20 protein-coding genes and 2 tRNA genes are annotated in these 25784 nt (G+C 59.1%); 18 read left to right on the top strand and 4 right to left on the bottom strand.

The window, feature by feature from the left end:
• Positions 1-20: 20 nt before the first annotated feature.
• The 3 genes from ACLIRY_RS03260 to ACLIRY_RS03250 all read right to left on the bottom strand — a co-directional run bounded on the left by ACLIRY_RS03260 (position 21) and on the right by ACLIRY_RS03250 (position 2948).
• The gene (locus ACLIRY_RS03260) at positions 21-662 is read right to left on the bottom strand and encodes a GGDEF domain-containing protein (protein WP_413203898.1); all 642 of its coding nucleotides are present in this window, start codon (positions 660-662) and stop codon (positions 21-23) included.
• A 109-nt stretch (positions 663-771) separates the two neighbouring features.
• Positions 772-2040 (bottom strand): D-amino acid dehydrogenase, encoded by a 1269-nt coding sequence (locus ACLIRY_RS03255; RefSeq protein ID WP_413203897.1) that lies wholly within the window; start codon positions 2038-2040, stop codon positions 772-774.
• A 413-nt stretch (positions 2041-2453) separates the two neighbouring features.
• Positions 2454-2948: a hypothetical protein gene (locus ACLIRY_RS03250; RefSeq protein WP_413203896.1), complete on the bottom strand. Its 495-nt coding sequence runs from the start codon at positions 2946-2948 to the stop codon at positions 2454-2456.
• Positions 2949-3468: 520 nt separating this feature from the next.
• On the opposite strand from ACLIRY_RS03250, the gene ACLIRY_RS03245 reads away from it, so the two are divergent.
• The 9 genes from ACLIRY_RS03245 (at position 3469) to ACLIRY_RS03205 (ending at position 15015) form a co-directional block, all read left to right on the top strand.
• Positions 3469-5025, top strand: coding sequence for an NAD(P)H-hydrate dehydratase (locus ACLIRY_RS03245; protein WP_413203895.1), 1557 nt, complete (start codon positions 3469-3471; stop codon positions 5023-5025).
• Between the two features lie 154 nt (positions 5026-5179).
• Positions 5180-6625, top strand: a complete 1446-nt coding sequence (locus ACLIRY_RS03240) for a malonyl-CoA decarboxylase (RefSeq protein WP_413203894.1) — start codon at positions 5180-5182, stop codon at positions 6623-6625.
• A gap of 157 nt (positions 6626-6782) precedes the next feature.
• Positions 6783-6867: transfer RNA gene (locus ACLIRY_RS03235), tRNA-Leu, on the top strand.
• 445 nt (positions 6868-7312) lie between these two features.
• Positions 7313-8662, top strand: coding sequence for a trigger factor (gene tig / locus ACLIRY_RS03230; protein ID WP_413203893.1), 1350 nt, complete (start codon positions 7313-7315; stop codon positions 8660-8662).
• Positions 8663-9106: 444 nt separating this feature from the next.
• A complete protein-coding gene (gene clpP, locus ACLIRY_RS03225) occupies positions 9107-9760 on the top strand; it encodes an ATP-dependent Clp endopeptidase proteolytic subunit ClpP (RefSeq protein WP_413203892.1) in 654 nt (217 codons plus the stop codon).
• 322 nt (positions 9761-10082) lie between these two features.
• Complete coding sequence (gene clpX / locus ACLIRY_RS03220; RefSeq protein ID WP_413203891.1) at positions 10083-11351, top strand: ATP-dependent Clp protease ATP-binding subunit ClpX; 1269 nt, start codon at positions 10083-10085, stop codon at positions 11349-11351.
• A gap of 314 nt (positions 11352-11665) precedes the next feature.
• Positions 11666-14080, top strand: a complete 2415-nt coding sequence (lon, locus tag ACLIRY_RS03215) for an endopeptidase La (RefSeq protein WP_413203890.1) — start codon at positions 11666-11668, stop codon at positions 14078-14080.
• Positions 14081-14550: 470 nt separating this feature from the next.
• Entirely contained in the window at positions 14551-14823 is a 273-nt protein-coding gene (locus tag ACLIRY_RS03210) for an HU family DNA-binding protein (protein ID WP_413203889.1), read from the top strand.
• Between the two features lie 116 nt (positions 14824-14939).
• Positions 14940-15015, top strand: a tRNA-Val gene (locus ACLIRY_RS03205).
• A 307-nt stretch (positions 15016-15322) separates the two neighbouring features.
• Here the strand turns inward: ACLIRY_RS03205 and ACLIRY_RS03200 are convergent.
• The gene (locus tag ACLIRY_RS03200) at positions 15323-16759 is read right to left on the bottom strand and encodes a methyl-accepting chemotaxis protein (protein ID WP_413204190.1); all 1437 of its coding nucleotides are present in this window, start codon (positions 16757-16759) and stop codon (positions 15323-15325) included.
• Positions 16760-17386: 627 nt separating this feature from the next.
• Between ACLIRY_RS03200 and ACLIRY_RS03195 the strand changes: the two genes are divergently transcribed.
• Genes ACLIRY_RS03195 through nuoI form a run of 9 tightly spaced genes read left to right on the top strand, consistent with a single transcriptional unit; the run spans position 17387 to position 25683 of the window.
• Positions 17387-17752 (top strand): NADH-quinone oxidoreductase subunit A, encoded by a 366-nt coding sequence (locus ACLIRY_RS03195; RefSeq protein WP_413203888.1) that lies wholly within the window; start codon positions 17387-17389, stop codon positions 17750-17752.
• Positions 17743-18306 carry a NuoB/complex I 20 kDa subunit family protein gene (locus ACLIRY_RS03190; protein ID WP_413203887.1) on the top strand — a complete coding sequence of 188 codons (564 nt, stop codon included), beginning with the start codon at positions 17743-17745 and terminating at the stop codon, positions 18304-18306. Before ACLIRY_RS03195 ends, ACLIRY_RS03190 begins: the two co-directional genes overlap by 10 nt.
• Before the next feature lie 35 nt (positions 18307-18341).
• Positions 18342-18983, top strand: a complete 642-nt coding sequence (locus ACLIRY_RS03185) for an NADH-quinone oxidoreductase subunit C (protein WP_413203886.1) — start codon at positions 18342-18344, stop codon at positions 18981-18983.
• Entirely contained in the window at positions 18984-20162 is a 1179-nt protein-coding gene (locus tag ACLIRY_RS03180; RefSeq protein WP_413203885.1) for an NADH-quinone oxidoreductase subunit D, read from the top strand.
• On the top strand, positions 20159-20770 hold the full coding sequence (locus ACLIRY_RS03175) for a complex I 24 kDa subunit family protein (protein ID WP_413203884.1): 612 nt from the start codon (positions 20159-20161) through the stop codon (positions 20768-20770). Before ACLIRY_RS03180 ends, ACLIRY_RS03175 begins: the two co-directional genes overlap by 4 nt.
• Complete coding sequence (gene nuoF, locus ACLIRY_RS03170) at positions 20770-22059, top strand: NADH-quinone oxidoreductase subunit NuoF (RefSeq protein WP_413203883.1); 1290 nt, start codon at positions 20770-20772, stop codon at positions 22057-22059. Before ACLIRY_RS03175 ends, nuoF begins: the two co-directional genes overlap by 1 nt.
• Before the next feature lie 41 nt (positions 22060-22100).
• On the top strand, positions 22101-24170 hold the full coding sequence (gene nuoG / locus ACLIRY_RS03165) for an NADH-quinone oxidoreductase subunit NuoG (RefSeq protein WP_413203882.1): 2070 nt from the start codon (positions 22101-22103) through the stop codon (positions 24168-24170).
• A complete protein-coding gene (nuoH, locus tag ACLIRY_RS03160) occupies positions 24163-25176 on the top strand; it encodes an NADH-quinone oxidoreductase subunit NuoH (RefSeq protein ID WP_413203881.1) in 1014 nt (337 codons plus the stop codon). The genes nuoG and nuoH overlap by 8 nt, the downstream gene beginning before the upstream one ends.
• A gap of 18 nt (positions 25177-25194) precedes the next feature.
• The gene (nuoI, locus tag ACLIRY_RS03155; protein WP_413203880.1) at positions 25195-25683 is read left to right on the top strand and encodes an NADH-quinone oxidoreductase subunit NuoI; all 489 of its coding nucleotides are present in this window, start codon (positions 25195-25197) and stop codon (positions 25681-25683) included.
• Positions 25684-25784: the final 101 nt, after the last annotated feature.

Here is a 25784-nt window from a genome sequence, read left to right as displayed (position 1 = left end):
TTGTTCGGTTGGAAAAGGCTTTAGGCTTCCAGCTTTTCTGCTTCTTCAGCACTGATGTACAGAACCCGGTCGCCGCCGTTGGCCCGGGCCCGGTCCATGGACATGTCTGCACGCTGGTGAACGGTATCGAAGATCACATCTTCGCGGACGAAATGGGTGGCACCGATGCTGACCTTGGGCAGGGGAGGGGCTCCTTTCAGGGCTTCTCCTGCCACTCGAGCCAGTTCAAGCACCAAGCGTTCGGCCAGGATCATGCAGCCGTCATGCTCCGTTTCCGGCAACATTACCGTAAATTCCGCTCCGGCTGTCCGCCCGACGAAATCCGTGGTCCGCAGGGTGTGCAGGGCTGCGGCACCCATGGCCTCCAGTGCCAAATCACCCTTTTCACTGCCATGGACCTCATTGGTGATTTTCATGTTGTCCACGCCGATGACCAGAATGGCCAGGGGACGCTTGTACCGGCGCGCCCGACTGATTTCCTGGTCGGCGATATCCATGAAATGGCGTCGATTGAGGACGCCGGTCAGGCTGTCCATGGTCGACAGGCGCATGACCTCGTCCTGGCTGGTCCTGAGGTTATCCTCGGTGATACTAAGCATTTCACGAAGGCGCGAGAGCTCAGCCTTCAGGCCATCGATCGTCTTGGCGTCCTGGGTAGTCATTGATGGAACCGCTCCTGCCGAACCTGTGGAATCGCCTCAATGGCGATCCTCACGCATCTCAATAAAACACAAAAACCTCCGCGCGATCGGCGGAGTATTAGATCCAGTTTTACCGATATCCCATGAATCGACCGGCTCCAAGCCCTTTTGCGTCAATTTCGGGATTTGTTTGTGTCAATAGGGCTGAAAGCAGCTTTCCAGAGCCGCAAGCCATCGTCCAACCCAATGTTCCATGGCCTGTATTGAGGTAGAAATTATCTAGGCCTGGAACAGCGCCAATGATTGGGGCGGAGTCGGGCGTTTTAGGGCGGAGGCCGCACCAGGCCGTTGCCGTCGTGTAATCTCCGGCTTCGGGGAACAGGGCTTGGGCTTCGCGGATGATCAGGTCAACCCGGGACTGGGTTAAGGTCGTGTCCCAGCCAGTGAGCTCTGCCGTGCCCGCAGCCCGTAGACGATGTCCCAGGCGGGAATAGACCATGCGTTGACCCTCGTCCGTTAGGGAGATTTCCGGTGCGGCGGCGGGATTTGCAACGTCCAATGTGAGGGAATAGCCCTTCGCCGGATAAACCGGCAGGCGCAGGCCAACGGTCCGGGCGAGGAAAGGGGAATAGCTGCCCAGGGCTAGAACCACCCGGTCGGCGCGCAGAAGGCCCTTGTCCGTGACCACACCGGTGACTTTCCGACCGGAGGACTCCAGGCCAAGGATGGCGTGATTTCCTAGGAAGGTGATGCCCAACTCCCTGGCCTTGTCGAATAGGGTTTTGGTGAACAGATGGGCGTCGCCGCTTTCGTCCTCGGCGGCCAGGATGCCCCCTACGAGTAGATTTTCAGACCGTGCCAGGGCCGGTTCCAGGGCCACGCATGCGGCAGGATCAAGGGCTGTCTGGTGGAGACCCCACTCTTCGGTTCGGGCCATGGCTGTCAGCCCCTTCTCATAGTCCCGGGGATCCCGATAGATCTTGAGAATGCCTTTGGTCTTCTGGTCGTAGTCCAGGTTCAGTTCGGTACGGAGGGCTTTCAGAGTCGCACGACTATACAGCGCGAGTCGGACTGCCCGCTCCATGTTCCGGTCATAGGCCCCGGTGGTGCAATTGGCCAGGAAGCGCAGTCCCCAGCTCCAGAGCGCCGGATCCCAGCGGCTCCAGCGGATGGCCAGCGGAGCATCGGGCCGTCCCAGCCATCGCAGGGCCAGAGCCGGGGTTGAGGGATGGGCCCAGGGCTGGGTATGGCAGGCGGAGATCTGCCCACCATTGGCGAAGCTGGTTTCCAGTCCCGGTCCGGGCTGGCGGTCGACAACCGTGACCTTCTCGCCCGCCCTGGCCAGGAAATAGGCGGAGGTGACTCCGATCAAGCCCGCTCCCAGCACCAATACCGTCACCGTCTCCGCTCCTTGATTGCCTTTGGCGGGATTCGTTTTTCGGTCAGAATGAGAAAGGCGGGTCCCGGTTTTCCGTCCTCATGCCGCCATGACCGACGAAGCTTGATCCAGGGCATAGGGCCTTCGGGCCGTGGGAGCAAGCCTGTCACGGCTTCTGTGCGTTTTTCGGGGGAGATGATTCGCGTTGTCTGCTGGACGTCGGGGCAATTTCCGCTGCGGCCCAGGCCCAGTGGACACTGTGGCAAAGGATGCACTCATGGGAAATTCAGGAGACGAAACCCGTTGGTATGACTCTGGCTTCGCCCTTTATGACCCGCCTCAAAATTGGCTGCAGGACATCAGGGTCACGAAGACAGACAATTCCTCCGACGAACGGGCGTTTCGTCGGAGAAACTTGCCTGGAACCGCTTGCTTTATGCGAACTTGGCTGCCGAACACTGAGCGAGCATGACTTGCTTTTGGTCGTTTGGCAGGCGGATTTTTGTAAACCCGGTGAATGTTGTTTCCGGATTGGTGGCACCCGTGTCGATGGAATAACCGAACGTAACTCCATCCATATAAACAGTGTTTTTTCCAGTATCCACCCTGTATACGGAGAATTTAGTTTTCAGTACTCCGTTGTTTCTCCTGCTTATCTCAGTTGGTATGTCGGTTATGGTACCTCCTGTGGCGCCATTGAAGATCAGGCAAGCGGAATCCGGAGAAGGTTTCAAATGATTGTCGACATTCCATCTGCCCGGGATATTGGTACCTACCGCTGTCGCCGGATAAATTAACTGGCTGAGTGGCAGTGGAGACTTTGTTTGAGTCACCGTGAAATCCATTCCGAACTGAATATCTGCGTGCGGGTCGGCATTTGTTCTAAGCGTATAGGTGATCGTGAAGTTTCCTACTGTCGCAGTGGGCATTGTGTTTTCCTCCGGAGTTAGGAATTCGCCAAAAAGGAGACATTTTATGTTGGAACGCCACATACTAGAAGTACTGCATCTTTAAAGTGTTGTAAATTAAGATCGTCAATTAATAATTGTGGATTGTTTTGCATTATGCTCTGTCTCCTTGAAAAGCCGGAAAACGCGGGGCTTTGCCCCGCCCCCCAACCGGGGCCTGAGGCCCCGGACCCCCATTTGGGATCAAAGGGTCTGCGACCCTTTGCGGGTCCGGGCAGAGCCCAGAAACTGCGAAGCAGGTTTTCCGGATTTTCGAGGAAACGGTGCATAATCATGCCCCCTTGCGGAAACTTGTTCTTTTATCTGTGTCTGCGCGGGGGAGGGGGCAGATTTTGTGTTGCTTGTCAGGGCTCACCCGCAATGGGTAGTCTGTAAACGACACCGTATCTGGCTTCCCGTTGTCACGCCGACGGCGTGAGGTCGCCTGTGGGAACCACGAAATACGGCAAGGTTCGGACTTTTCCGTGGGAGCAGGTACGTCATGACCGATACGCGTTTTTCCGGTAAGAATCCGGTTCACCTGTTGGATGTGGCGCGCATGGGGGCCGCAGATCAAGCTGCCATGGCTGCGGGGGTTTCCGGACCCACCTTGATGGCCGCAGCGGGCTGGGCTGTCGCTCGGGAAATCCGTGCGCGTTGGCAACGCCGTCCGGTTCTGGTGCTACGTGGCCCGGGCAACAATGGCGGCGATGGTTATGTCGTGGCCCGCCTGTTGGCGAAGAAAGGGTGGTCCGTACGTTTGATGGGGTTGGGGGATCCAGAGCGGTTAACCGGTGACGCTGCAGTGATGCGCGATCTCTGGCGTGGACCCGAGGAGCCCCTGGACCCCTCGGCCTTGGATTCCATCCGGTGTCCCCCCGATCTGCTGGTGATCGATGCCCTGTTTGGCGCTGGGCTCGCCCGCTCCTTGGAAGGCGCAGCCCTTGAGGTGATCACCCGCCTGACCCGCGGGGTGGAGGAGGGGCGGTTGACTTGTGTGGCGGTGGACATGCCCAGTGGCCTGCATGGGAATACCGGTCAGGTTCTCGGGGCTGCGGCGCCCTGCGCCCTGACCGTCACCTTTTTCTGCCCCAAGCCTGGCCACCTGCTCCTGCCCGGGCGGACTCTGCTGGGTGAGTTGGTTGTTGCCGATATCGGGATCCCGGAGTCGGTGCTCGCCCCCCTGGCCCCCGACTGCGCGGCTAATACCCCAGGGCTCTGGCGTCTGCCGCAGCTGAGGGTGGCGGGGCATAAATATCAGCGGGGTCATGCTGTGGTGATGGGCGGGGCGCGAATGACCGGCGCGGCTCGTCTCGCCGCCCGGGGTGCCCGCCGAGTGGGGGCGGGATTGCTGACGATTGCCTGTGCGGAAGAGGCCTTCGCCCTTTACGCTGGAGACCAGCCCGGAGCCATGGTTTGGTCCCTTGATCGGGACGGGGATGTGGAAACCCTCCTGGCAGATCGGCGAAAATCGACCTATCTCCTCGGTCCAGGATATGGCCGTGGATCGGAAACTGCCGACTTGGCCCTGACCCTGGCCCGTTCGGGTCGGGGGCTGGTGCTCGACGCCGACGCCCTAAGCAGCCTGTCCGGGCGCTTGGGAGAGCTGCGCGAAGCCCTGACCGGTCCCCAGGCCGGTCCCCAGGCCGCTCCTTGTGTTGTCACGCCCCACGACGGGGAATGGGCCAGCCTGTTCGGCGGAACGGAGGCGGGTGGGGGTGATCCGTCCGCCGACCGCCTGACCCGAGCCCGCGCCGCAGCCCGGGCCGGAGGCATGGTGGTTCTGCTCAAGGGAGCAGATACGGTGATCGCTGCGCCGGACGGTCGGGCGGCTATCACCGCCAACGCTCCGCCGGATCTGGCCACGGCGGGCAGTGGGGATGTCTTGGCCGGGATGGTGACCGGATTGCTTGCCCAGGGCATGCCCGCCTTCGAGGCCGCCTGCGCCGGAGCATGGCTCCATGGGGCGGCGGGCCAGAATGTTGGGCCAGGCTTGATCGCCGAGGACCTGCCCGAAGCCCTACCTAAGGTGTTGCAAGCTCTAGATACAACAGGTTGAGCATCGCGTGGGCCGGAAAACCGGCCCCCACTTTTCCGCTCGATGCTCAAGGGAAGTCAGAAGGGCAGGTATGAGGCGGGAGAGCTTGACCCGATCGGGGCCAACGTGTTTCCGTCATCCAAGCAAGAGAGAAAAATGCTGAGGTTACAAGACGATGACAAGTAACGCGGTACCAGCCTCGCCGGGGCTCATGGCCCGGTTGTCAAGCCTGTGGCGAGACATTCCCTGGTCCCGGAATGGACCGTTTCTGGAAAACCTGTCCCCGGATCTCCCCGATGGGGAGATGGATGGCGTCCGCAGTCAGCTTCATGATTGTCTGGAAGGCAAGGGGGGCGAAGTCTCAGCCCGGTCCCGGGCCGCAGCCCTGGGGCGGGCCTATTTGGCCCTTTCGCCGGTGGGGAGATTGCGGTTCCTCACTCTGCTCGCCACGGAATTCGCCCCGAACCGGGGCCGGATTGAAGCGGCGGCCCGGGCCCTGGCCGATCTGCCAGCCGACGCGGATCCGGAGGTCGTTGATCGGGCCGAGGCCCGCCTGCGTCGGACCTTGGTGGCGCCCCGCCGGACCCTGTTGACCCAGTTTAATGCCCTACCCGAAGGGGTGAAGTTTTTGGTGGATATGCGGGGGGAACTGTTGCGTCAGATGTCGGGCGATCCAGCCCTGAAGGGTCTTGAACGGGATCTGCGGGATCTGTTGGCCGCCTGGTTTGACGTGGGCTTTCTCGAGCTGAAGCAGGTGACCTGGCAATCCCCAGCGGCCTTCCTGGAAAAGATCATCACCTATGAGGCCGTCCATGCCATTCAAAGTTGGGAGGATCTGAAGAACCGGCTGGATCGGGATCGGCGCCTTTATGCCTTCGTGCACCCGCGTATGCCCGACGAGCCGCTCATCTTCGTGGAAGTCGCTTTGGTCCATGGTATCAGCGAAAGGGTCGGCGATCTTTTGGATTTAAAGGCGCCGGTTCTGGATCCCAGCACAGCGGATACGGCGATCTTCTATTCCATCTCCAACGCCCAGGCGGGGCTGGCGGGGATTAGCTTCGGCAACTTCCTCATCAAACGGGTGGTGGAAACCCTGCGCCGTGAATTGCCAGGCTTGAAGGCCTTTTCCACCCTGTCTCCCGTGCCCGGTTTCCGCCGGTGGCTGGAGGAGCGATTGGCCCAGGGGGACAAGGCCCTCTTGTTGCCCGCAGAACGGAAGGGGTTGAAAGCCACGGGTGAGGCCGGACCGAAGGGGACCCTCAAACGGTTGGTGGAAGAGGGCGCGTGGATTGATGATGCCGAGGCGGAGGAGGCTCTGAAGGCCCCCTTGACCCGCCTTTGTGCCCGATATCTGATCCAGGAACGCCGCCCTGCGGATCCGGATCGGGGTCGGATCGCGCGCGCTCTGGATCCGGTGGCTCATTTCCATCTGACCAATGGCGCGCGGGTGGAGCGGATCAATTGGCGGGGGGATCTGTCGAGCAATGGCCTGCGCCAATCCGTTGGAATGATGGTGAACTACCTGTACAAGCTTGACGATATCGAGCGGAATCACGAAGCCTATCAGGACAAGGCGACCATCGCGGCGAGTCCCGCAGTCAGGGCTCTGGCCAAGGGATAAACCCGGGGCTGTCATCCGTGTGTGGGGGGACTTCCCTTTACCCTCATCTCGGCAAGAGCCGCTTCCAGGACGGTATTCAAGGGGGAGAAGCGTTTCCCTTGCAAGCTGCGCCGTGCTGTGGGATAAGGCGCGCTTGCCGTCGGTAAGGACGACATATGCGGGCGTGGTGGAATTGGTAGACACGCTGGTTTTAGGTACCAGTGGCTTTAGCCATGGGGGTTCAAGTCCCTCCGCCCGCACCATGTCTCACACACGGCGCCGGTTTCATGCCGGACCTGCTGGCGCCTCCCTCGGTTTCCGAAAGTGGCGCGAGTCAGTCCGCGTGTTTCGAATACTCTGGAGACCAATTGATTGGGGTCGCCGGAGAGTCGACTGTCACCCTTTTCGAGATCCCAAATGGATGTCGGAAAAGGCGTCTCAATTTCCGCCCTGCGGACAGCGTCCGTTTTTGGGCGGCCCGTCGAACGTCGGGTCATCATGCAAGACCGTTGGATCAAAACGCGCTGGCTTCTGTGGCGTGCCCCCTTGATCCTAGGTTGGGAAGGCAGAGGGACCGCGTGTCCCATTTGCCGCTCCGTCCGGGCATGGTGATCTGGATTCTGGTATAGTTGCGGCAGCGATGTGGAAGACCGGTACCCACGTCACGGCTCGCCGCCTTGAACACGCAAGGTCGTTAGAGATCAGCCGATGCAGGTCACCGAAACCCTCAATGAATCCCTGAAGCGGGCATATAAAATCGTCATCCCCGCGACGGAAATCGACACCCGCACCACCCAGCGGCTGGAGGAGCTCAAGGATCAGGTGCGCCTGCCCGGCTTCCGGCCCGGCAAGGTGCCCATGACCTTGATGCGCCAGCGCTACGGGAAAAACGTCCTCGGTGAAGTTCTTGAAAAGGCAGTTCAAGACTCCATCACCGAGGTCATCGAGAGCAATGCCCTGAAGCCCGCCATGCAGCCGAACATCGATCTCGTCAGTGAGGTCGAGGCTGGCAAGGATCTTGAGTTCACCATGGCCGTCGAAGTCCTGCCCGTGATTGGCGAGTTGGACTTCTCCATCGTCGCCCTGGAGCGCGAAGTGGCCGAAGTGGCCGCCGAGAAGGTGGACGAGGCCCTTGAGGATCTGCGCCAGCGGAGCAAGACCCATGAAGCTGTTGAAGGTCGGGTGGCCGAGACTGGCGACATGGCCAATATCGACTTCCTGGGCAAGCTGGACGGCGAGCCGTTCGATGGCGGCGCTGCGGAAGGCTATGATCTGGAGCTGGGTTCCGGCTCGTTCATCCCCGGCTTCGAGGAGCAGCTTATCGGCCTGAAGGCCGGCGACGCCAAGACTGTCGAGGTTTCCTTCCCGGAGGATTACCCCGCCGAGAACTTGGCTGGAAAGCCGGTTGCCTTTGAGGTGACCGTCAAGGAGGTGAAGCAGGCCATCCTCCCTGAGCTCGACGACGAGCTGGCCAAGAAGTTCGGCAAAGAAACCGTCGACGAACTGAAGGAAGCCGTGCGCGGTGACCTGCAGGGCGAATACGACGAGGTCTCCAAGGCCAAGCTGAAGCGCAAGCTGCTTGACGCCCTCGCCGATGCCTACAGCTTTGAAGTGCCCGAAGGGCTGGTTTCTGCCGAGTTCGATGGCATCTGGCAGCAACTCCAGCAGGCCAAAGAGCAAGGGAGCCTGGAGGACGAGGACGCTAGCAAGTCGGACGAAGAGCTGACCACCGAATACCGCTCCATTGCCGAGCGTCGGGTTCGTCTGGGTCTGCTGCTCGCCGAAGTGGGGCAGCGCAACGAAATCAATGTTGCCCAGGAAGATCTGAATAAGGCCCTGATGCGCGAAATGCGTCGGTACCCTGGTCAGGAGGCTGCGGTTATCAACTACTACCGCAACAACCCCCAGGCCATGGAGAGCCTGCGTGCTCCGGTGTTCGAGGATAAGGTCTGTGACTTCATCCTGGAACTGGCCAAGGTGACCGACAAGCCCGTCGACGTGGATGCCCTTCTGGCTGATCCGGATGCGAACGCCGCCGAGGTCACGTCCGAGAAGTAGGCTGCCAAGAAGACTCGCGCCAAAAAGGACGAGGAGAGCTCCGAGGAGGGCTGGTTTCGCCCTTTTCGGCCTCCGGGTTCCCAAATTTGGAAGCCCCGCCAGCCCAGAGCTGGCGGGGCTTTCCATTGACGTAGAGGCCTTTGATCAAGGGGTGTCGAACGGTGCCTCTGGACAGGGGGGGCGCGAACGACCTATGTAGGTCCACGGGTCCCGCCGCGTTTGTCGCGAACCCCTTGGGCCGGCTCTCCCCGACCGGTTCCGTTCGCGGCCTTCTTCCCCCCGGGATTTCCAGTCCGTCGGCCAATTCCGGCCAAGTCAGTTCACAGTAAGGGAGGTCCCAAAGCTACGGTTGCGTCAAGTCATGCATCTTGAAGGGATGCGGGAGTTGGTGTCGACCGTTCGCAGATTGGGGCGCTCCCCGCCAAGGGATAGCGAGACCAGCCCATGATCGACCGTGATCCGATCGAAGTTTTCAACAATACCCTTGTTCCCATGGTGGTGGAGCAGACCAACCGTGGGGAACGGTCCTATGACATCTATTCCCGTCTGCTGAAGGAACGGATTATTTTCCTGACCGGTCAGGTGCATGATGGGGTTTCCAGCCTGATTTGCGCCCAGCTCCTGTTCCTGGAGTCGGAGAATCCCAACAAGGATATCGCGTTCTATATCAACTCTCCCGGTGGTGTGGTGACCAGTGGCATGGCCATCTATGACACCATGCAGTACATCCGCAGCCCTGTGTCGACCCTGTGCATCGGTCAGGCGGCATCGATGGGATCCCTGCTGCTCTGTGCGGGCGAAGCGGGAAAGCGTTTCGCCACCCCTAATGCCCGGATCATGATCCACCAACCCTCAGGAGGGTTCCAGGGGCAGGCTGCGGATATCGAGATCCAGGCTCGGGAGATTCTGGCCCTGCGCGAGCGTCTGAACCGGATCTATGTGAAACATTGCGACAAGCCCCTCGAAACGATCGAGAAGGCCATGGACCGTGATAACTATATGACCTCTGAAGAAGCCAAGTCCTTCGGGTTGATCGACGAAATCGTCGAGCGCCGTCCCAAGGACGCCGACGAGGCTGACGATAAGTCCAAGGACTAAAGCTTTTCGTGTTTGGAAGGTCTTAGGCCCCCATCTCGTGCCCTTGGGCGAGCCGGGGGCCGGTTGACCGGACGAATTGGTGTGACGGTTCGGGGAGAAAAGGCCGTTTTGCCATTGTGTGGAACTTCCGTGACCGGCTAACATGCCCATTATTGACGTGCCAAGTGCCTGGAAAGCTATTAAGCCCTCTTTTCATGGTATCGCGTCAGGGCCAAACGGAACCGGCGAGACCAAGCCGGGTTCCGGACCTCCGGCGGGTTAGGGCGTGACGCGCGGGTGGATTTGGGACCCGTGCCGGGGAAGACGAAGGAGTTTGTACGAGATGTCGAAGTCTTCAGGCGGTGATTCGAAGAATACCCTCTATTGCTCTTTCTGTGGAAAGAGCCAACATGAGGTCCGCAAGCTCATCGCCGGGCCGACGGTGTTCATCTGTGATGAATGCGTCGAGCTCTGCATGGACATCATCCGCGAGGAACATAAGACCAGTTTGGTCAAATCCCGCGACGGCGTGCCCTCGCCCAAGGAGATCCTGGGCGTTCTGGACGATTATGTGATCGGCCAAAAGCACGCGAAAAAGGTGCTGTCAGTGGCTGTTCATAACCACTACAAGCGCCTGTCCCATTCGGCGAAGAATGGGGAAGTGGAACTGGCCAAGTCGAACATCATGTTGGTGGGACCCACCGGTTGTGGCAAGACTTTGCTGGCTCAGACTCTGGCCCGTATTCTGGACGTGCCCTTCACCATGGCCGACGCCACAACATTGACCGAAGCCGGTTATGTGGGCGAGGATGTGGAAAATATCATTCTGAAGTTGCTGCAGGCTTCGGACTACAACGTGGAGCGGGCCCAGCGTGGCATCGTCTACATCGACGAAATCGATAAGATCTCTCGCAAGTCCGATAACCCTTCCATTACCCGCGACGTGTCGGGGGAGGGTGTGCAGCAGGCTCTGCTGAAGATCATGGAAGGCACGGTAGCCTCCGTTCCGCCCCAGGGTGGTCGGAAGCATCCCCAGCAGGAATTTCTGCAGGTGGACACCACCAATATCCTGTTCATCTGCGGTGGCGCCTTCGCGGGTCTGGAAAAGATCATTTCGTCGCGCGGCAAGGGGTCGTCCATTGGTTTCGGTGCAGACGTGCGTGACGAGGAAACCCGTCAAACCGGAGAGGTTCTCCGGGCCGTGGAGCCGGAAGATTTGTTGAAATACGGGCTGATTCCCGAATTCGTGGGTCGGTTGCCGGTTTTGGCCACCCTGGACGACCTGGATGAGGATGCCTTGGTCGACATCCTGACCTCTCCCAAGAACGCCCTGGTCAAGCAGTACCAGAAGCTGTTCGAGATGGAGAGTGTGTCCCTTGAGTTCAAGGAAGACGCCTTGCGGGCCATTGCCAAGAAGGCCATCGCCCGTAAGACCGGTGCCCGTGGGCTGCGGTCGATTATGGAAGGCATTTTGCTGGATACCATGTTCGATTTGCCCGGAACCGATGGGATCGAGGAAGTCGTGGTCAATAAGGAAGTGGTCGACGGAGGCGCCAAGCCCCTGGTGATCTATTCAGATCAGCGTGTTCCCGCTGAAGGGACCAATGCCTGACCGCGCGTGACTGAGCCTTTGATGGGCCGTTCCTCCACCCCATGGGCCTCCATCCCATGGGGTTTGGGTACGGCCCGTCCTATTTGGTGCGTGTCGCATTTTCAGAATAGGGCGGTCCCAAAGGTGATCGGGGAAGATGTTTATCCCTTGATCTGTAAATCTTCCGGACCCACGTTAACCTTTAAGGTGGCTTTGTTGGAGCGGACGTCGGATGCGCGAAAGGCGGTCCGGTGTTTCGAATCGAAGTCGACCATGATCGATGTGTCGTGCCGTTCCCCCCGGGCGCACGTCCTCTTTATTGAAAGGAAGGCCCCGTGAACAGCGGTTCCACGCAAGTCTTTCCCGTCCTGCCCCTGCGGGACATCGTTGTGTTTCCCCATATGATTGTGCCCCTGTTCGTCGGGCGCGAGAAATCTGTGAAGGCCCTGGAAGATGTCATGCGGGAGGATAAGCAGATCCTCCTCGTTGCCCAGAAGAACGCCTCCCAGGATGATCCCGGTGCCGACGATATCTATGACGTGGGCACGATCAGCACCGTTCTTCAGCTCTTGCGCTTGCCCGATGGCACCGTGAAGGTGCTCGTGGAAGGTGGCCAGCGTGCCCGTATCAAGAGTTATTCCGATCGCTTGGACTTTTTCGAGGCAGAGGCCACGCCCCTGGACGAGGATGAGCTGGATAACCCGGAGATGGAAGCCCTCTCCCGGTCGGTGATTAACCAGTTCGAGCAGTATATTAAGCTCAACAAGAAAATTCCGCCTGAAGTTTTGGTCTCCATTAACCAGATCGATGATCCGGCCAAACTGGCTGACACCGTAGCTTCTCACCTTGTTCTGAAGATCGCCGACAAGCAGGAGTTGCTGGAAGTCGCGACCATTGGTGAACGGCTGGAGCGGATTTATTCCCACATGGAATCCGAAATCGGAGTCCTGCAGGTGGAGAAGAAGATCCGCAGCCGGGTCAAGCGTCAGATGGAGAAGACCCAACGGGAATACTATCTGAATGAGCAATTGAAGGCGATTCAGAAGGAGTTGGGTGAAGGCGAGGACGGCCGTGATGAGACCCAGGAACTGGAAGATCGCATCGCCGAGACAAAGCTGACGGCGGAGGCCACGGAAAAGGCCATGGCTGAGCTGAAGAAGCTGCGCAACATGAGCCCCATGTCCGCCGAGGCCACGGTGGTGCGCAATTATCTCGATTGGATTCTGGGAATTCCCTGGAACAAGCGAACGCGGGTCAAGAAGGATCTGACAGTCGCCGAAACGGTTCTGGATACGGAGCACTATGGGCTGGATAAGGTCAAGGAGCGGATCCTGGAATACCTTGCCGTCCAACTGCGCACCAAGAAGCTGAAGGGGCCCATTCTCTGCCTTGTGGGACCGCCGGGCGTGGGTAAGACGTCATTGGGCAAGTCCATTGCCAAGGCGACGGGCCGGAATTTTGTCCGAATTTCCCTTGGTGGTGTGCGCGACGAGTCCGAAATTCGCGGTCATCGGCGGACTTATATCGGGTCTATGCCCGGTAAGATTATTCAGGGTATGCGGAAGGCCAAATCCTCCAATCCCTTTTTCCTGCTTGATGAAATAGACAAGCTGGGGGCCGATTGGCGGGGGGATCCGTCTTCGGCGCTGCTCGAGGTGTTGGATCCGGAGCAGAACAACACCTTCAATGACCACTACCTGGAGGTGGATTACGACCTGTCTGACGTCATGTTCATGACCACAGCCAACTCCATGCGAATGCCCCAACCTCTCTTGGACCGCATGGAAATTATTCGTCTGTCTGGATATACCGAAGATGAAAAGGTCGAAATTGCCAAGCGCCATCTGATTTCCAAGCAGGTGGAGGCCAATGGCCTGCGTGAGGGTGAATGGTCTATTTCTGATGAGGCGCTGCTGGATCTTATCCGCTATTACACCCGGGAAGCCGGTGTACGCAGCCTGGAGCGGGAATTGGCGAATTTGGCGCGGAAGGCCACCAAGGAAATCTTGCTGAGCAAGGGCGAGAAGGTCTGTGTAGAGGTAACAAGCGCCAACCTGGATAAATATGCGGGTGTACGCAAGTTCCACTATGGAGAGGCCGAACGGGAGGATCTGATTGGCGTCGTGACCGGTTTGGCTTGGACCGAGGTGGGAGGAGAGCTTCTTTCCATTGAGGCGGTCATGATGCCGGGCAAGGGCGCGGTGACGTTGACCGGCCAGTTGGGGGACGTGATGAAGGAATCCGTTCAGGCCGCCCGGTCTTTTGTGCGATCTCGTGCTGTGACCTATGGCATTAAGCCGACACAATTCGAAAAGCGGGATGTCCATGTCCATGTGCCTGAGGGCGCTACGCCCAAGGATGGGCCGTCGGCAGGCGTCGCGATGTGCGTTTCGATTGTTTCGGCCATGACCGGAATCGCCGTGCATAAGGACATCGCCATGACGGGGGAAATCACCCTGAGGGGCCGAGTCTTGCCGATCGGTGGTTTGAAGGAAAAGCTCCTCGCTGCTCGGCGGGGAGGGATCAAGACGGTCCTTATTCCCAAGGATAACGAGAAGGATCTGACCGAAATTCCCGATAACGTGAAGAAAGGTCTGACGATCATTCCCATTACCCACGCCGATGAGGCTTTGGAATTGGCTCTGACCCAAGCACTCACCGCTATCGAGTGGACCGAACCGGCAGACGACGCACCGGTCGCCGCCCGGAAAGATGGGGATGCCGCCGAAGGGGACTTGGTGACCCATTGATCTTTCGGGTCCTGCTTCGACTTGATCCGTTTGACTCCGTTTAATCCAAGTGATCTGGCCGCCTCGGTTGTGTATTGAGGCGGCCTTTCTCTTGACTGGCGTTCATGATTTTTTCCCGCCTGATGATTGGGATAAAAAAGCTCAAGGGAATCGAAGAGGTGCCGAGCCGCTGTCTCTTCGGATTCGGGTAAGAAATTCTTTGAAAAGGTGAGGGTGGTGTGAGGCAATTTTCTTAAATTTTAGGGAAGAGCTCTCCTAAGTCCATAAAACGTTCCGGAATGGGTTTGGAACCTTTCGGCTGGGGTGTTTTGGCACCGTGTTGCAGGCGCAAACCGGCATGAATCCTGGCTTTTCCGCGCAAGAGGAATTGACGGAGACCGAAGGCGCTTCTAGACTCCGCGCCATCCAATTCGATTGGGTCCTTTAAAGTTTCCGTAACGCACTATTAACGCGAACGAGGGGGTTGTCCCGTGAATAAGAACGATCTGATTGCTGCCGTGGCCGAGAGCGCTGAGCTGTCCAAGGCGGATGCCGCCAAGGCTGTCGATGGTGTCTTTGATGCCATTACGGTGGCCCTGAAGGACGACCAGGAAGTGCGTCTGGTCGGCTTCGGTACTTTCGCCGTGACCAAGCGCGCTGCCACAGAGGGGCGCAATCCCCGTACCGGCGAGAAGATTAACATTGCGGCCTCCAAACAGCCGAAGTTTAAGCCCGGTAAAGGTTTGAAAGACGCTGTCAACTAATCTTCGGCAGGTCCAATCGGACGGGACACGGGCGGCGGAAGGAATTCCGGCGCCCGTTTGTCTCTCTCTTTTTTCGTTGCATCTTGGGGCGGTTTGGTTAAAGTCCCGGTCTCTTGGGGCGGTTAGCTCAGCTGGAAGAGCATCTGGTTTACACCCAGAGGGTCGGCGGTTCGAACCCGTCACCGCCCACCAATGAAAAACCCCGCTAACTCAATGAGTTGGCGGGGTTTTTGTTGGGGCGAAGAGAAGAACAAAAGGGGATTGTCAGAGTGGTTTCTTCTCGGACGTCCGAGAATACTCGGACAAAGCGTGGGACAAAGGAAGAACGCCCTTTTATGCGTCAAAGTGAATTGTCCCGCACGATGACAATGGGACATGGTGCCCCTATTGGACCAGATGCGGTCCCACCCCCGGGGACGGGCGACGCGGCCCAGGACGAACAGCCAATTGACCGGGCGCAGTCTCCCTGGTGAGCTCTCGCAGGTGGGGACCTAGGGGGTCAAAGCTTATAGCCCATCCGGAGTCCCCCCCAATGGCGGCCCTTGACGGTGATGGGGGCGCTGGCGTCCTTCATCATGATAAACTTTCCGCCCCCCATGTCTCTCCGGTAGGTCTGGACCAGGAAGGGGCGTGTGTTGCGTCCCGCGTTCAGGCCTGTCCGGTCGTTGAAAATGCGCCGGTTCCGGCAATTCGCGTTGTTCCATGTGGGATCGGACCCCTGGGGTTGGGAGAATTTGCGATTGTGGGTGGGGAGGTAGGCGTTGCGGTCTACCGCTGCGCAAAAAACGATTTTGTCGTCCGTTCCCAATAGGGCCTCCTGAACGGGAGGGAAGAGGGCGTCCGTCAAGGCAGTGAACGGAGCCATTGCCTGTTGTGGGTCTGTGCCTGAAATGGGTGTGTAGGTTTCACTGAACAGGGCTTGCATCGTAATTCGCCCCTTGTCCAAGGCGTCCTCCAACAGCTGACCGAGCTGCTCCGCGCCCCGACGAACGGCTTGAATGTATGGGCTGTCCGGTGTGTCCACCTCGCTGTCGAGGATCCGGGCAATCAGCTCTTCTCCTAGAGAAACCAAGGAGAGGACCCGCTTGTCCGCAGCCTCCAAGTTTCTGCCAGTGGCGGAGACACCTTCGGCGGCGGCATTGATTTCCTGGACGATGTCGGCGCAGTGATTTTTTGTGGTGGTGGTCGCTCCCGCGATTTCTTCTACGTGACTGTCCACTGTGGTGATGGAGTCCTGAAAGCCACTTACTGCCCGATTGATGACCCCGATCCCTTGGTTGGCGTCCTGGGCCGTCGCAACGATGGTCGCGCTGTTCTGGATGAGCTCGTCCAGCCCCATGGACAAGTCGTTGATGGTCTTCTGGATTCCCTGTGCCGCGCCGTGGGATTGACTGGCCAAAGTTTTGACTTCTTTGGCGACAATGGCGAAGCCGCGACCGGCCTCCCCCGCATGAGCAGCCTCGATGGTTGCGTTCAGGGCCAGGAGGTTCGTCTGTTGCGCCACGGTGCGGATGGTGAGAGAGGAGGCGTTCACCCCTTCCAGGCTCTTCTCAACGGCCGTCAGGCGGTCTCCCATGCCTGATACGGATTGGGTGAGCCCAGCGATGCTCTCAATGGCCTGGTGGAGCGCTTGGCTTGATTGGCGCATGCTTTCGGCCGCATCTTTTGTGACCGCATTGGTGGATTGTCCGGCTCCATCAATCCGGTCAACTGCGGTTTGTACTTCCCGTGCCAGAATGACGAGTTGGGAAAAGAGGATTTCCTGTTTTTTAACGAAACCATGCACGGTCGCGATGTCCCCGGCCACATCGGCCAATTCGATGGACATGGCTTCAATGCGATGCAGGACGTCCTTCACCAGGGCGTGTAGGGCTGACTCGGCCCCTTGCCCTGTGGGTGTGGGCTCGACCAGCGCCGAGTCCCGAGCTTTCATCATATTCACCTTGGGCGATCCTCTCTCTCTTTCCGGCTTTTTCCCGGTTCACCGTTCCTTGACCTACCCCATCAAGTGGAAGAGGTGGCGCGGCTTGATGGCTCTTATTGGCTTACGATATTTTGATAAAAGTGTGCCCCGTGCCCTGGGTCATTGCAAGGACCACGAGGTCAGCCATTCTGTCTCGGCTTGGGGCCTGTCGTGGTTAAGACTCCGACCGGTATCGGCGACTATGGCGAGGGAGGAGATCCGGTTCTCAGGTAAAATGGTCCGCCGGGGCTATTCCTTTCGTCCATCGGGGAGGGGCGCTACGGAAGAAAGGTGCGGCCCGTCCCACCCGACAGGATTTATTCGGTTGGTCAGGCTCGAGAACCTTGAAACCCCAGGAATACAAAGGGTCAGAGGGCCTTGGCTGATGCCGAGCATTGGGATAGGCGGGGACGCCTCTTGCTCAGGCAACCCCCTCTTTTTCATGGGAATGCCGCGTCGCGAAGGGTGGCGACTTGACTTGGGCCGGAGCACTGGGCTACATCACGGCCATCCCACGGCGACGGCCCTGGCGCGGCAACGCGGACCCGGTCTCGCTAACTCGCCTTTTCCAAGGGCTTTCATCCTTTAGGAGCGCAGTGGATGCTAGACATGCTCCTCGAATACCTGCCGGTGTTGATTTTTATCGCCATCGCGACTGCGGTTGCCGCGATCGCCATCGGCGCGTCCTATGTGGTCGCTCCGCGCCATCCGGACAGCGAGAAGGACTCTGCCTACGAATGCGGGTTTGAGGCCTTTGACGATGCCCGGTCCAAGTTCCAGGTCCGGTTCTATCTGGTGGCCATTCTCTTCATCATCTTTGACCTTGAAGTGGCATTCCTTTTTCCCTGGGCGGTCAGCCTGGGTGCGATCGGCATGTTCGGTTTCTGGTCCATGATGGTGTTCCTGGGCGTGCTGACCATCGGTTTCATTTACGAGTGGAGAAAGGGAGCGTTGGAATGGGAGTAACCAGTTCCATCCCCGCCAGTCAGGGCCCCGCCAACCAGGGCATTCCTCCCGGTCCCGAACAGGACGCGATCCTGGGCCAAGTGGCCAAGGAGATCGAGGAGAAGGGTTTCGTCCTAGCCAATGTCGACAGCTTGGTCAATTGGGCGCGGTCGGGGTCCATGTGGCCCATGACCTTCGGTCTGGCCTGCTGTGCGCTGGAGATGATTCACTCTGCCTGTGCGCGGTATGACATCGACCGTCTCGGTGTGGTCTTCCGGCCCAGCCCCCGTCAGTCCGATGTGATGATTGTCGCTGGGACGCTGACCAACAAGATGGCGCCAGCCCTGCGGAAGGTCTATGACCAGATGGCAGAGCCCCGCTGGGTGATCTCCATGGGCAGTTGCGCCAATGGGGGCGGCTACTACCACTACTCCTATTCGGTGGTGCGTGGATGTGACCGCGTTGTGCCCGTGGATATCTATGTCCCCGGTTGCCCGCCGACATCGGAAGCCCTGGTGTACGGCATCCTGCAGCTGCAGAAGAAGATCAAACGCACCGGCGCCCTGTACCGGTGATTTCCTTTTAGCCTTCTTTAACGGAACGGCACGGCATGACGAGCGAAATCGAGGAACGGATCGAAAGCCTCAAGGAGCTTGGGGCGCGGATCGAAGCCGCCCTGCCCACCGAGGTGATTCGGGTGGAAATGGCCCTGGACGAGCTGCAGGTGATCGCCCAGCGTCCATCCATCGCCAAGGTTCTGACCTTTCTGCGCGATGACAGCGCTTGCCAGTTCAAGCAACTGGTGGATCTGTGTGGGGTGGACTATCCGGAACGCGAAGAGCGGTTCGATGTGGTTTACAACTTGCTGTCGATCTACCAGAATCATCGTATTCGGGTGAAGGTGAGCGCGTCTGAAGACACGCCCGTTCCGTCGGTGACCGGTCTGTTCAATACGGCCAACTGGTTCGAGCGGGAAGCCTGGGACATGTACGGGATCTTCTTCTCGGACCATCCGGACCTGCGTCGGATCCTGTCCGATTATGGGTTCGAGGGTCACGCCCAACGTAAGGACTTCCCCCTGACCGGGTACAAGGAGCTCCGCTACGATGAGGAGCTGAAGCGGGTGGTCTACGAGCCGGTGAAGCTGTCCCAGGAGTTCCGCTCCTTCGACTTCCCGAGCCCGTGGGAGGCTATGGACCAGCAGATCGCCAGGGTTCTGCCCGGCGATGAGAAGGCCGAGGGGAACGCGTAAATGGCCCAGACCGAAATCAAATCCTACACCATGAACTTCGGGCCGCAGCACCCCGCAGCCCACGGCGTGCTTCGCCTCGTGCTCGAACTGTCGGGTGAAGTGATCGAACGCGCCGATCCCCATATCGGATTGCTCCACAGGGGCACCGAAAAGCTGATTGAGCATAAGACCTACGTTCAGGCCCTGCCGTACTTTGATCGCCTGGACTATGCCTGCCCGCTAAATCAGGAACATGCCTATGTCCTGGCGGTGGAGAAGCTGCTGGGTATTGAGGTGCCGCCCCGTGGTCAGTATTTGCGGACGCTCTTTAACGAGATCACGCGGATCATCAACCACATTATGAACACCACCTCCATGGCTTTGGATGTGGGCGCGATGACACCGTTGCTCTATGGCTTCGAGGAGCGCGAGCACCTTTTGGAGTTCTCCGAGCGCGCATCCGGTGCGCGGATGCACGCTGCTTGGTTCCGCCCCGGTGGGGTTGCCCGGGATGTGCCGCCGGATCTGCTGGAAGATATCCTCAAGTTTTGCGACAGCTTCCCCAAGTACATGGATGACGTGGAAAGCCTGCTCGACGAAAACCGGATCTTCAAGCAGCGGACAGTCGATATTGGCAAGGTGACGGTGGAACAGGCCTTGGATTGGGGCTTCACCGGCCCGGTTCTGCGGGGCTGTGGCGTTCCCTGGGATTTGCGCAAGTCGCAACCCTATGATTGCTACGCTGATATGGATTTCGATATTCCGACGGGCTCCAATGGGGATTGCTATGACCGCTACTTGGTCCGCATGGCCGAGCAGCGCGAAAGCATCAAGATTATGCGTCAGTGCGTCGAAAAGATGCCCGACGGTCCGGTTAAGTCCGAGGACCATAAGGTGACTCCGCCATCGCGGAAGGACATGAAGCACTCCATGGAGAGCCTTATTCACCACTTCAAGTTGTTTACCGAGGGTTTTAAGGTGCCCGCCGGTGAGACCTATACCGCCGTCGAGGCCGCCACGGGCGAATTCGGCGTCTATCTGGTATCCGATGGGTCCACGCGCCCCTACCGATGCAAAATCCGTTCCCCCGGATATGCGCATCTGCAGGGCATGGACATGCTGAGCCGGGGACATATGCTGGCTGATATTACGGCCAACATCGGCTCCATCGATGTTGTGTTTGGGGAGATCGACCGATGAGCGGATCCGCCACCGAGGCGTTCCAGTTCACGCCCGAGTACATGGAACAGGCCAATGCTATCCTCGCCAAGTATCCCGAAGGTCGGGAACGCTCTGGCGTTCTGCCCCTTCTCGATCTCGCCCAGCGCCAGCTGGGTTGGGTGAGCAGTGGCGTGGTCGAGGAAGTGGCCCGGATCACCAAGACCCCCCGCATGAAAGTGCTGGAGGTCGCCACCTTCTACACCATGTACAAGCACTCACCGAAGGGGCGGCACCACGTTGAGGTCTGCACCAACATCGCTTGTTGGCTGCGGGGGTCCGATGAGATTCTGCGGGCCATTAAGGACGAATTGGGGATCGGAATAGGCGGTCAAACCGAAGATGACCTGTTCTCTCTGGCTGAGGCTGAATGTCTGGGTGCCTGTTGCAATGCACCGATGCTCCAGATTGGGGATGACTATTTTGAAGACCTGACTTATGAGAGCACCCGGGAATTGGTACGCAAGCTGAAAAGCGGCGAGCCGGTGAAAGTGGGCTCCCAGATCGGACGGATGGGATCCGAACCCGAGGGGGGGCCGACGACTCTCGCAGACTTCTGTACGACCAGCCAGGTTGGGGGGGCCGAGTGATGCTTCAGGATAAAGATCGCATCTTCACCAACCTTTACGGATATCAGGATTGGGGTCTGACCGGCGCCCGTGCTCGTGGCGATTGGGACGGCACCAAGGCCATCCTGGAAAAGGGCCGGGATGGTATTATCAATGAAATGAAGGCCTCCGGTATGCGGGGGCGCGGTGGCGCTGGCTTCCCCACCGGCTTGAAGTGGTCCTTCATGCCCAAGGAAGTCGGTGAACGTCCCCACTATCTGGTGGTCAATGCAGACGAGGGTGAGCCCGGAACCTGTAAGGATCGGGAGATCATGCGCCATGATCCGCACAAGCTGATCGAGGGCTGTCTCGTCGCCGGTTTCGCCATGTCCGCTCATGTGGCCTACATTTATATCCGTGGTGAGTTCGTTCTAGAGGCTCAGCGCCTGGAGGCCTCCATTGCCCAGGCTCGGGAAGCGGGGTTGTTGGGTCCTGATGCCTGTGGATCCGGGTGGGCCTTCGAGGTTTATGTTCATCGGGGCGCAGGGGCCTACATCTGCGGTGAAGAAACCGCTCTGATCCAGTCCCTGGAGGGCAAGAAAGGCCAACCGCGCCTGAAGCCGCCTTTCCCCGCCGGTGTTGGCCTCTATGGTTGTCCGACGACGGTGAACAATGTGGAATCCATTGCCGCTGCGCCGACGATCCTGCGCCGGGGAGGGGCTTGGTTTGCGGGGCTGGGCCGGGAAAACAATGCCGGAACCAAACTGTTCTGCGTCTCTGGTCACGTGAACAAGCCGTGTAATGTGGAAGAGGAGATGGGCATCCCTCTGAAGGTGCTTATCGAGAAACATTGCGGCGGCGTGCGCGGCGGTTGGGACAACCTGCAGGCGGTGATCCCTGGAGGCGCCTCGGTTCCGGTCCTGCCTAAGGAGATCTGCGACGACGTATTGATGGACTTCGACAGCCTGAAAGCGGTCAAGTCCGGTCTTGGCACCGCTGCGGTTATCGTGATGGACAAGTCTGCCGATGTCGTTGCGGCTATCGCCAGATTCTCCCGCTTCTACCACCATGAGAGTTGTGGACAGTGCACACCTTGCCGGGAAGGGACCGGCTGGCTTTCCCGGGTGATGCAACGCATGGTCACCGGTGAGGCCAGCGTCGAGGAAATCGATGTGCTGGAAAACGTCTCCCGGCAGATTGAGGGGCATACCATTTGCGCCTTGGGTGATGCTGCCGCCTGGCCCGTTCAAGGGCTTATTCGCCACTTCCGGCCCGAAATGGAGCGCCGCATTGCGGACGCTCGGGGTGGTCGTTCCGCGGCGGCCGAATAGGTCACCGTTTGAAACCGTTCAAGTAGGGGTTGGAGCAAGATATGCCCAAGCTGACAATCGACGGCATCGAGGTCGAGGTCCCCGCCGGAACTACGGTTCTTCAGGCGGCCGAGATCCTCGGGATCGAAATTCCCCGGTTCTGTTACCACGAGCGTCTGTCAATCGCCGGTAACTGCCGCATGTGTTTGGTTGAAGTGAAGCCCGGGCCGCCCAAGCCCGCCGCCTCCTGCGCCATGCCCGTGGCCGAGGGGATGGAGGTCAAGACCGACTCTGAAATGGCCCGCAAGGCCCGCAAGGGCGTGATGGAATTCCTGCTGATCAACCATCCGCTGGATTGCCCCATCTGCGACCAGGGTGGGGAGTGCGATCTTCAGGACGAGGCCATGACCTTCGGCAACGACCATTCCCGCTATGGCGAGATGAAGCGGTCGGTCACCGAAAAGGAAATGGGTCCCCTGGTGAAAACGGCCATGACCCGCTGCATTCACTGCACCCGCTGTGTCCGCTTCACCACCGAGGTGGCTGGCGTTCCCGATATGGGGATGTTGGGTCGCGGCGAGCATGCGGAAATCACCACTTACCTGGAGCAGGCGCTGGACAGCGAGCTGTCTGGCAACGTTGTTGATCTCTGCCCTGTGGGGGCCTTGACCAGTCGTCCCTATGCCTTTACGGCACGGCCCTGGGAGCTGCGCAAGACAGAAAGTATTGATGTTCTGGACGCCTTGGGCACCAATGTGCGGATCGACGTCCGGTCCGGTCAGGTGCTGCGGATCCTGCCCCGTTTGAACGAAGCGGTGAACGAGGAATGGTTGGCCGACAAGGCTCGTCATGCCATGGATGGTTTGCGTCACCAGCGCTTGGACACCCCTTACGTCCGGAAAAATGGTCAATTGGTTCCGGCGAGTTGGGAGGAGGCTTTTTCTGCCATCCGCGCCAAGGTGGCCGGGCTTGACGGGTCCAAGATCGCCGCGATTGTGGGAGATCAGGCCGATTGCGAGGCCATGACCACACTGAAAGATCTCATGACTGCTCTGGGTTCTGGCAACCTGGACTGCCGTCAGGACGGGGCCAAGCTGGACCCCTCGACCCGGGCAGGATACCTGTTTAATAGTAGCATTGAAGGAATAGACAGGGCCGACGCCCTGTTGTTGGTGGGGTCTGACCCCCGCTGGGAAGCGCCGGTCCTCAATGCACGCATTCGTAAGCGCTATCTGGCGGGCGGTTTTAAAGCCGGTCGCATTGGTCCTGCGGGGCGGGATTTGACCTATCCGGTGGAGGATTTGGGCGTTGATCCCTCGGTCCTGATCGAAATCGCAGAAGGGCGCCACCCATTCGCCGACGTCCTCAAAGGCGCCAAGGCACCGATGATTATTGTTGGCATGGGAGCTTTGACCCGGACAGATGGCGCCGCCATCCTGGCTGCAGCCCGAAAGGTGGCTGATACCACTGGTATGGTCACCGAGGACTGGAACGGTTTTAACGTCTTGCATACGGCGGCTGGACGGGTCGGTGGCCTCGACTTGGGTTTCGTCCCCGGCGTCGGGGGCATGGATACCCAAGGAATTGTGGCGGGTTGCGCTTCGGGTGCGGTTGAGTTGCTGTATTTGCTGGGTGCGGACGAAATTGACACAAATGCTCTTGGCAAGGCGTTCGTCATTTATCAGGGCTCCCATGGAGACGCCGGTGCACATCGCGCCGATGTGATCCTGCCGGGATTGGCCTACACCGAAAAGGAAGCCACCTACGTCAATACGGAGGGCCGCCCTCAACGGACGAAGGTGGCTGGTTTCGGTCCTGGCGAGGCTAAGGAAGATTGGAAGATCATCCGAGCGCTGTCCGGTGCTTTGGACAAGACACTGCCGCTGGATAGCGTGACTCAGGTTCGGGCACGGATGGCCGAGATCAATCCGGTCCTCGGGACTTTGAATGCGGTAACCCCTGCGAGCTGGGGAGCCTTCGGTGCCGAGGGTCCGGTGGACACGGCGGCGTTCAAAACGGCGATCTCCAATTACTACATGACCTGCCCGATCAGCCGGGCCTCCCCCACCATGGCGGAATGCACGCGGGTCTTCATCAACGGCAACCAAGAGCGGACGGGAACCGATGGCTGAGTTCTGGACGGGCTACCTCTGGCCCACGCTGATCATTGTTCTCCAATGTTTGGTCATCATTCTGCCGATGTTGGCGGCCGTGGCCTATTTGACCTACGCCGAGCGTAAGGTCATTGGTGCCATGCAGATGCGCAAGGGTCCCAACGTGGTTGGCCCCTTTGGCTTGTTGCAGCCGCTGGCCGATGGCCTGAAACTGTTCGTCAAGGAAACGGTGATCCCGACCGGGGTTAGCCGCGCTGTTTATATTCTGGCGCCGATGCTGACCTTCATCCTGGCTTTGATTGCCTGGGCGGTCATTCCCTTCAATGCGGGATGGGTGATCTCCGACATCAATGTCGGCGTGCTCTATCTCTTCGCGGTTTCGGGTTTGGGTGTCTACGGAATCATCATGGCCGGTTGGGCGTCGAACTCCAAATACGCCTTTCTGGGAGGCCTTCGTTCTGCGGCGCAGATGGTGTCCTACGAAGTGGCGATGGGGTTGATCATCATCTCGGTGATCATGTCCGCCGGTTCCATGAACTTGACGGCCATTGTCGAAGCCCAGCGGGATGGGATGTGGTATTTCATCCCCCACTTCCCGATGTTCGTTATGTTCGTCATCTCCATCCTGGCTGAAACCAATCGTGCCCCCTTCGACCTTCCGGAAGCGGAAGCGGAGTTGGTGTCCGGGTATAACGTCGAATATTCGGCCATGCCGTTTGCCCTGTTCTTCCTGGGTGAATACGCGAACATGATCCTGATGAGCGGGATCGCCGCCATCCTGTTTCTGGGTGGTTGGTTACCGCCCTTCGATATCGCGCCGTTCAACTGGATCCCGGGTATTATCTGGTTCTTCATTAAGATTGCCGCGATCCTCTTCATCTTCCTGTGGGCTCGGGCCACCTTCCCGCGCTACCGGTATGACCAGTTGATGCGGCTGGGGTGGAAAGTCTTCCTGCCCGGTTCCCTGATCTGGGTCGTGATCACCGGTGGCGTATTGGTCGGCTTCGACCTGCTGCCCCAATAACGAGAGGAGCCAAAGCCGATGTCCTCCATCGCTCAAGTCATTCGCTCCTTCGCCCTGTGGGAGTTGGTCTCCGGCATGGCCTTGACCTTCCGCTACATGCTGAAGCCCAAGGTCACCATCAACTACCCCTACGAGAAGAGCTTTCTGTCGAACCGGTTCCGTGGCGAGCACGCCCTGCGGCGTTACCCTAACGGGGAAGAGCGCTGCATCGCCTGCAAGTTGTGCGAGGCCATCTGCCCGGCCCAGGCCATCACCATTGAGGCCGAGCCCCGGACCGATGGATCCCGTCGGACCACCCGGTATGACATCGACATGACCAAATGCATCTACTGTGGCTTTTGTGAGGAAGCCTGTCCGGTGGACGCGATTGTCGAAGGACCGAACTACGAATTCGCGACCGAGACCCGTGAGGAGTTGCTCTATAACAAGGAGAAGCTGCTCGCCAATGGGGATCGGTGGGAAGAGGAACTAGCGATGCGCCTGGCCAAGGACGCACCGTACCGCTGATCCGACCATCCGGAGTTTTCTGGCTCCGGGTGACCCGGGCCACCGAACGGGGGAATGTTCGGATGGCCGGGCGGAACCGTATTGCATAAGGGGGGAGGTCC

Source organism: Rhodospirillum sp. A1_3_36, assembly GCF_047263945.1.
Taxonomy (GTDB): domain Bacteria; phylum Pseudomonadota; class Alphaproteobacteria; order Rhodospirillales; family Rhodospirillaceae; genus Rhodospirillum.
This window is presented reverse-complemented; position numbering and strand designations above follow the sequence as displayed.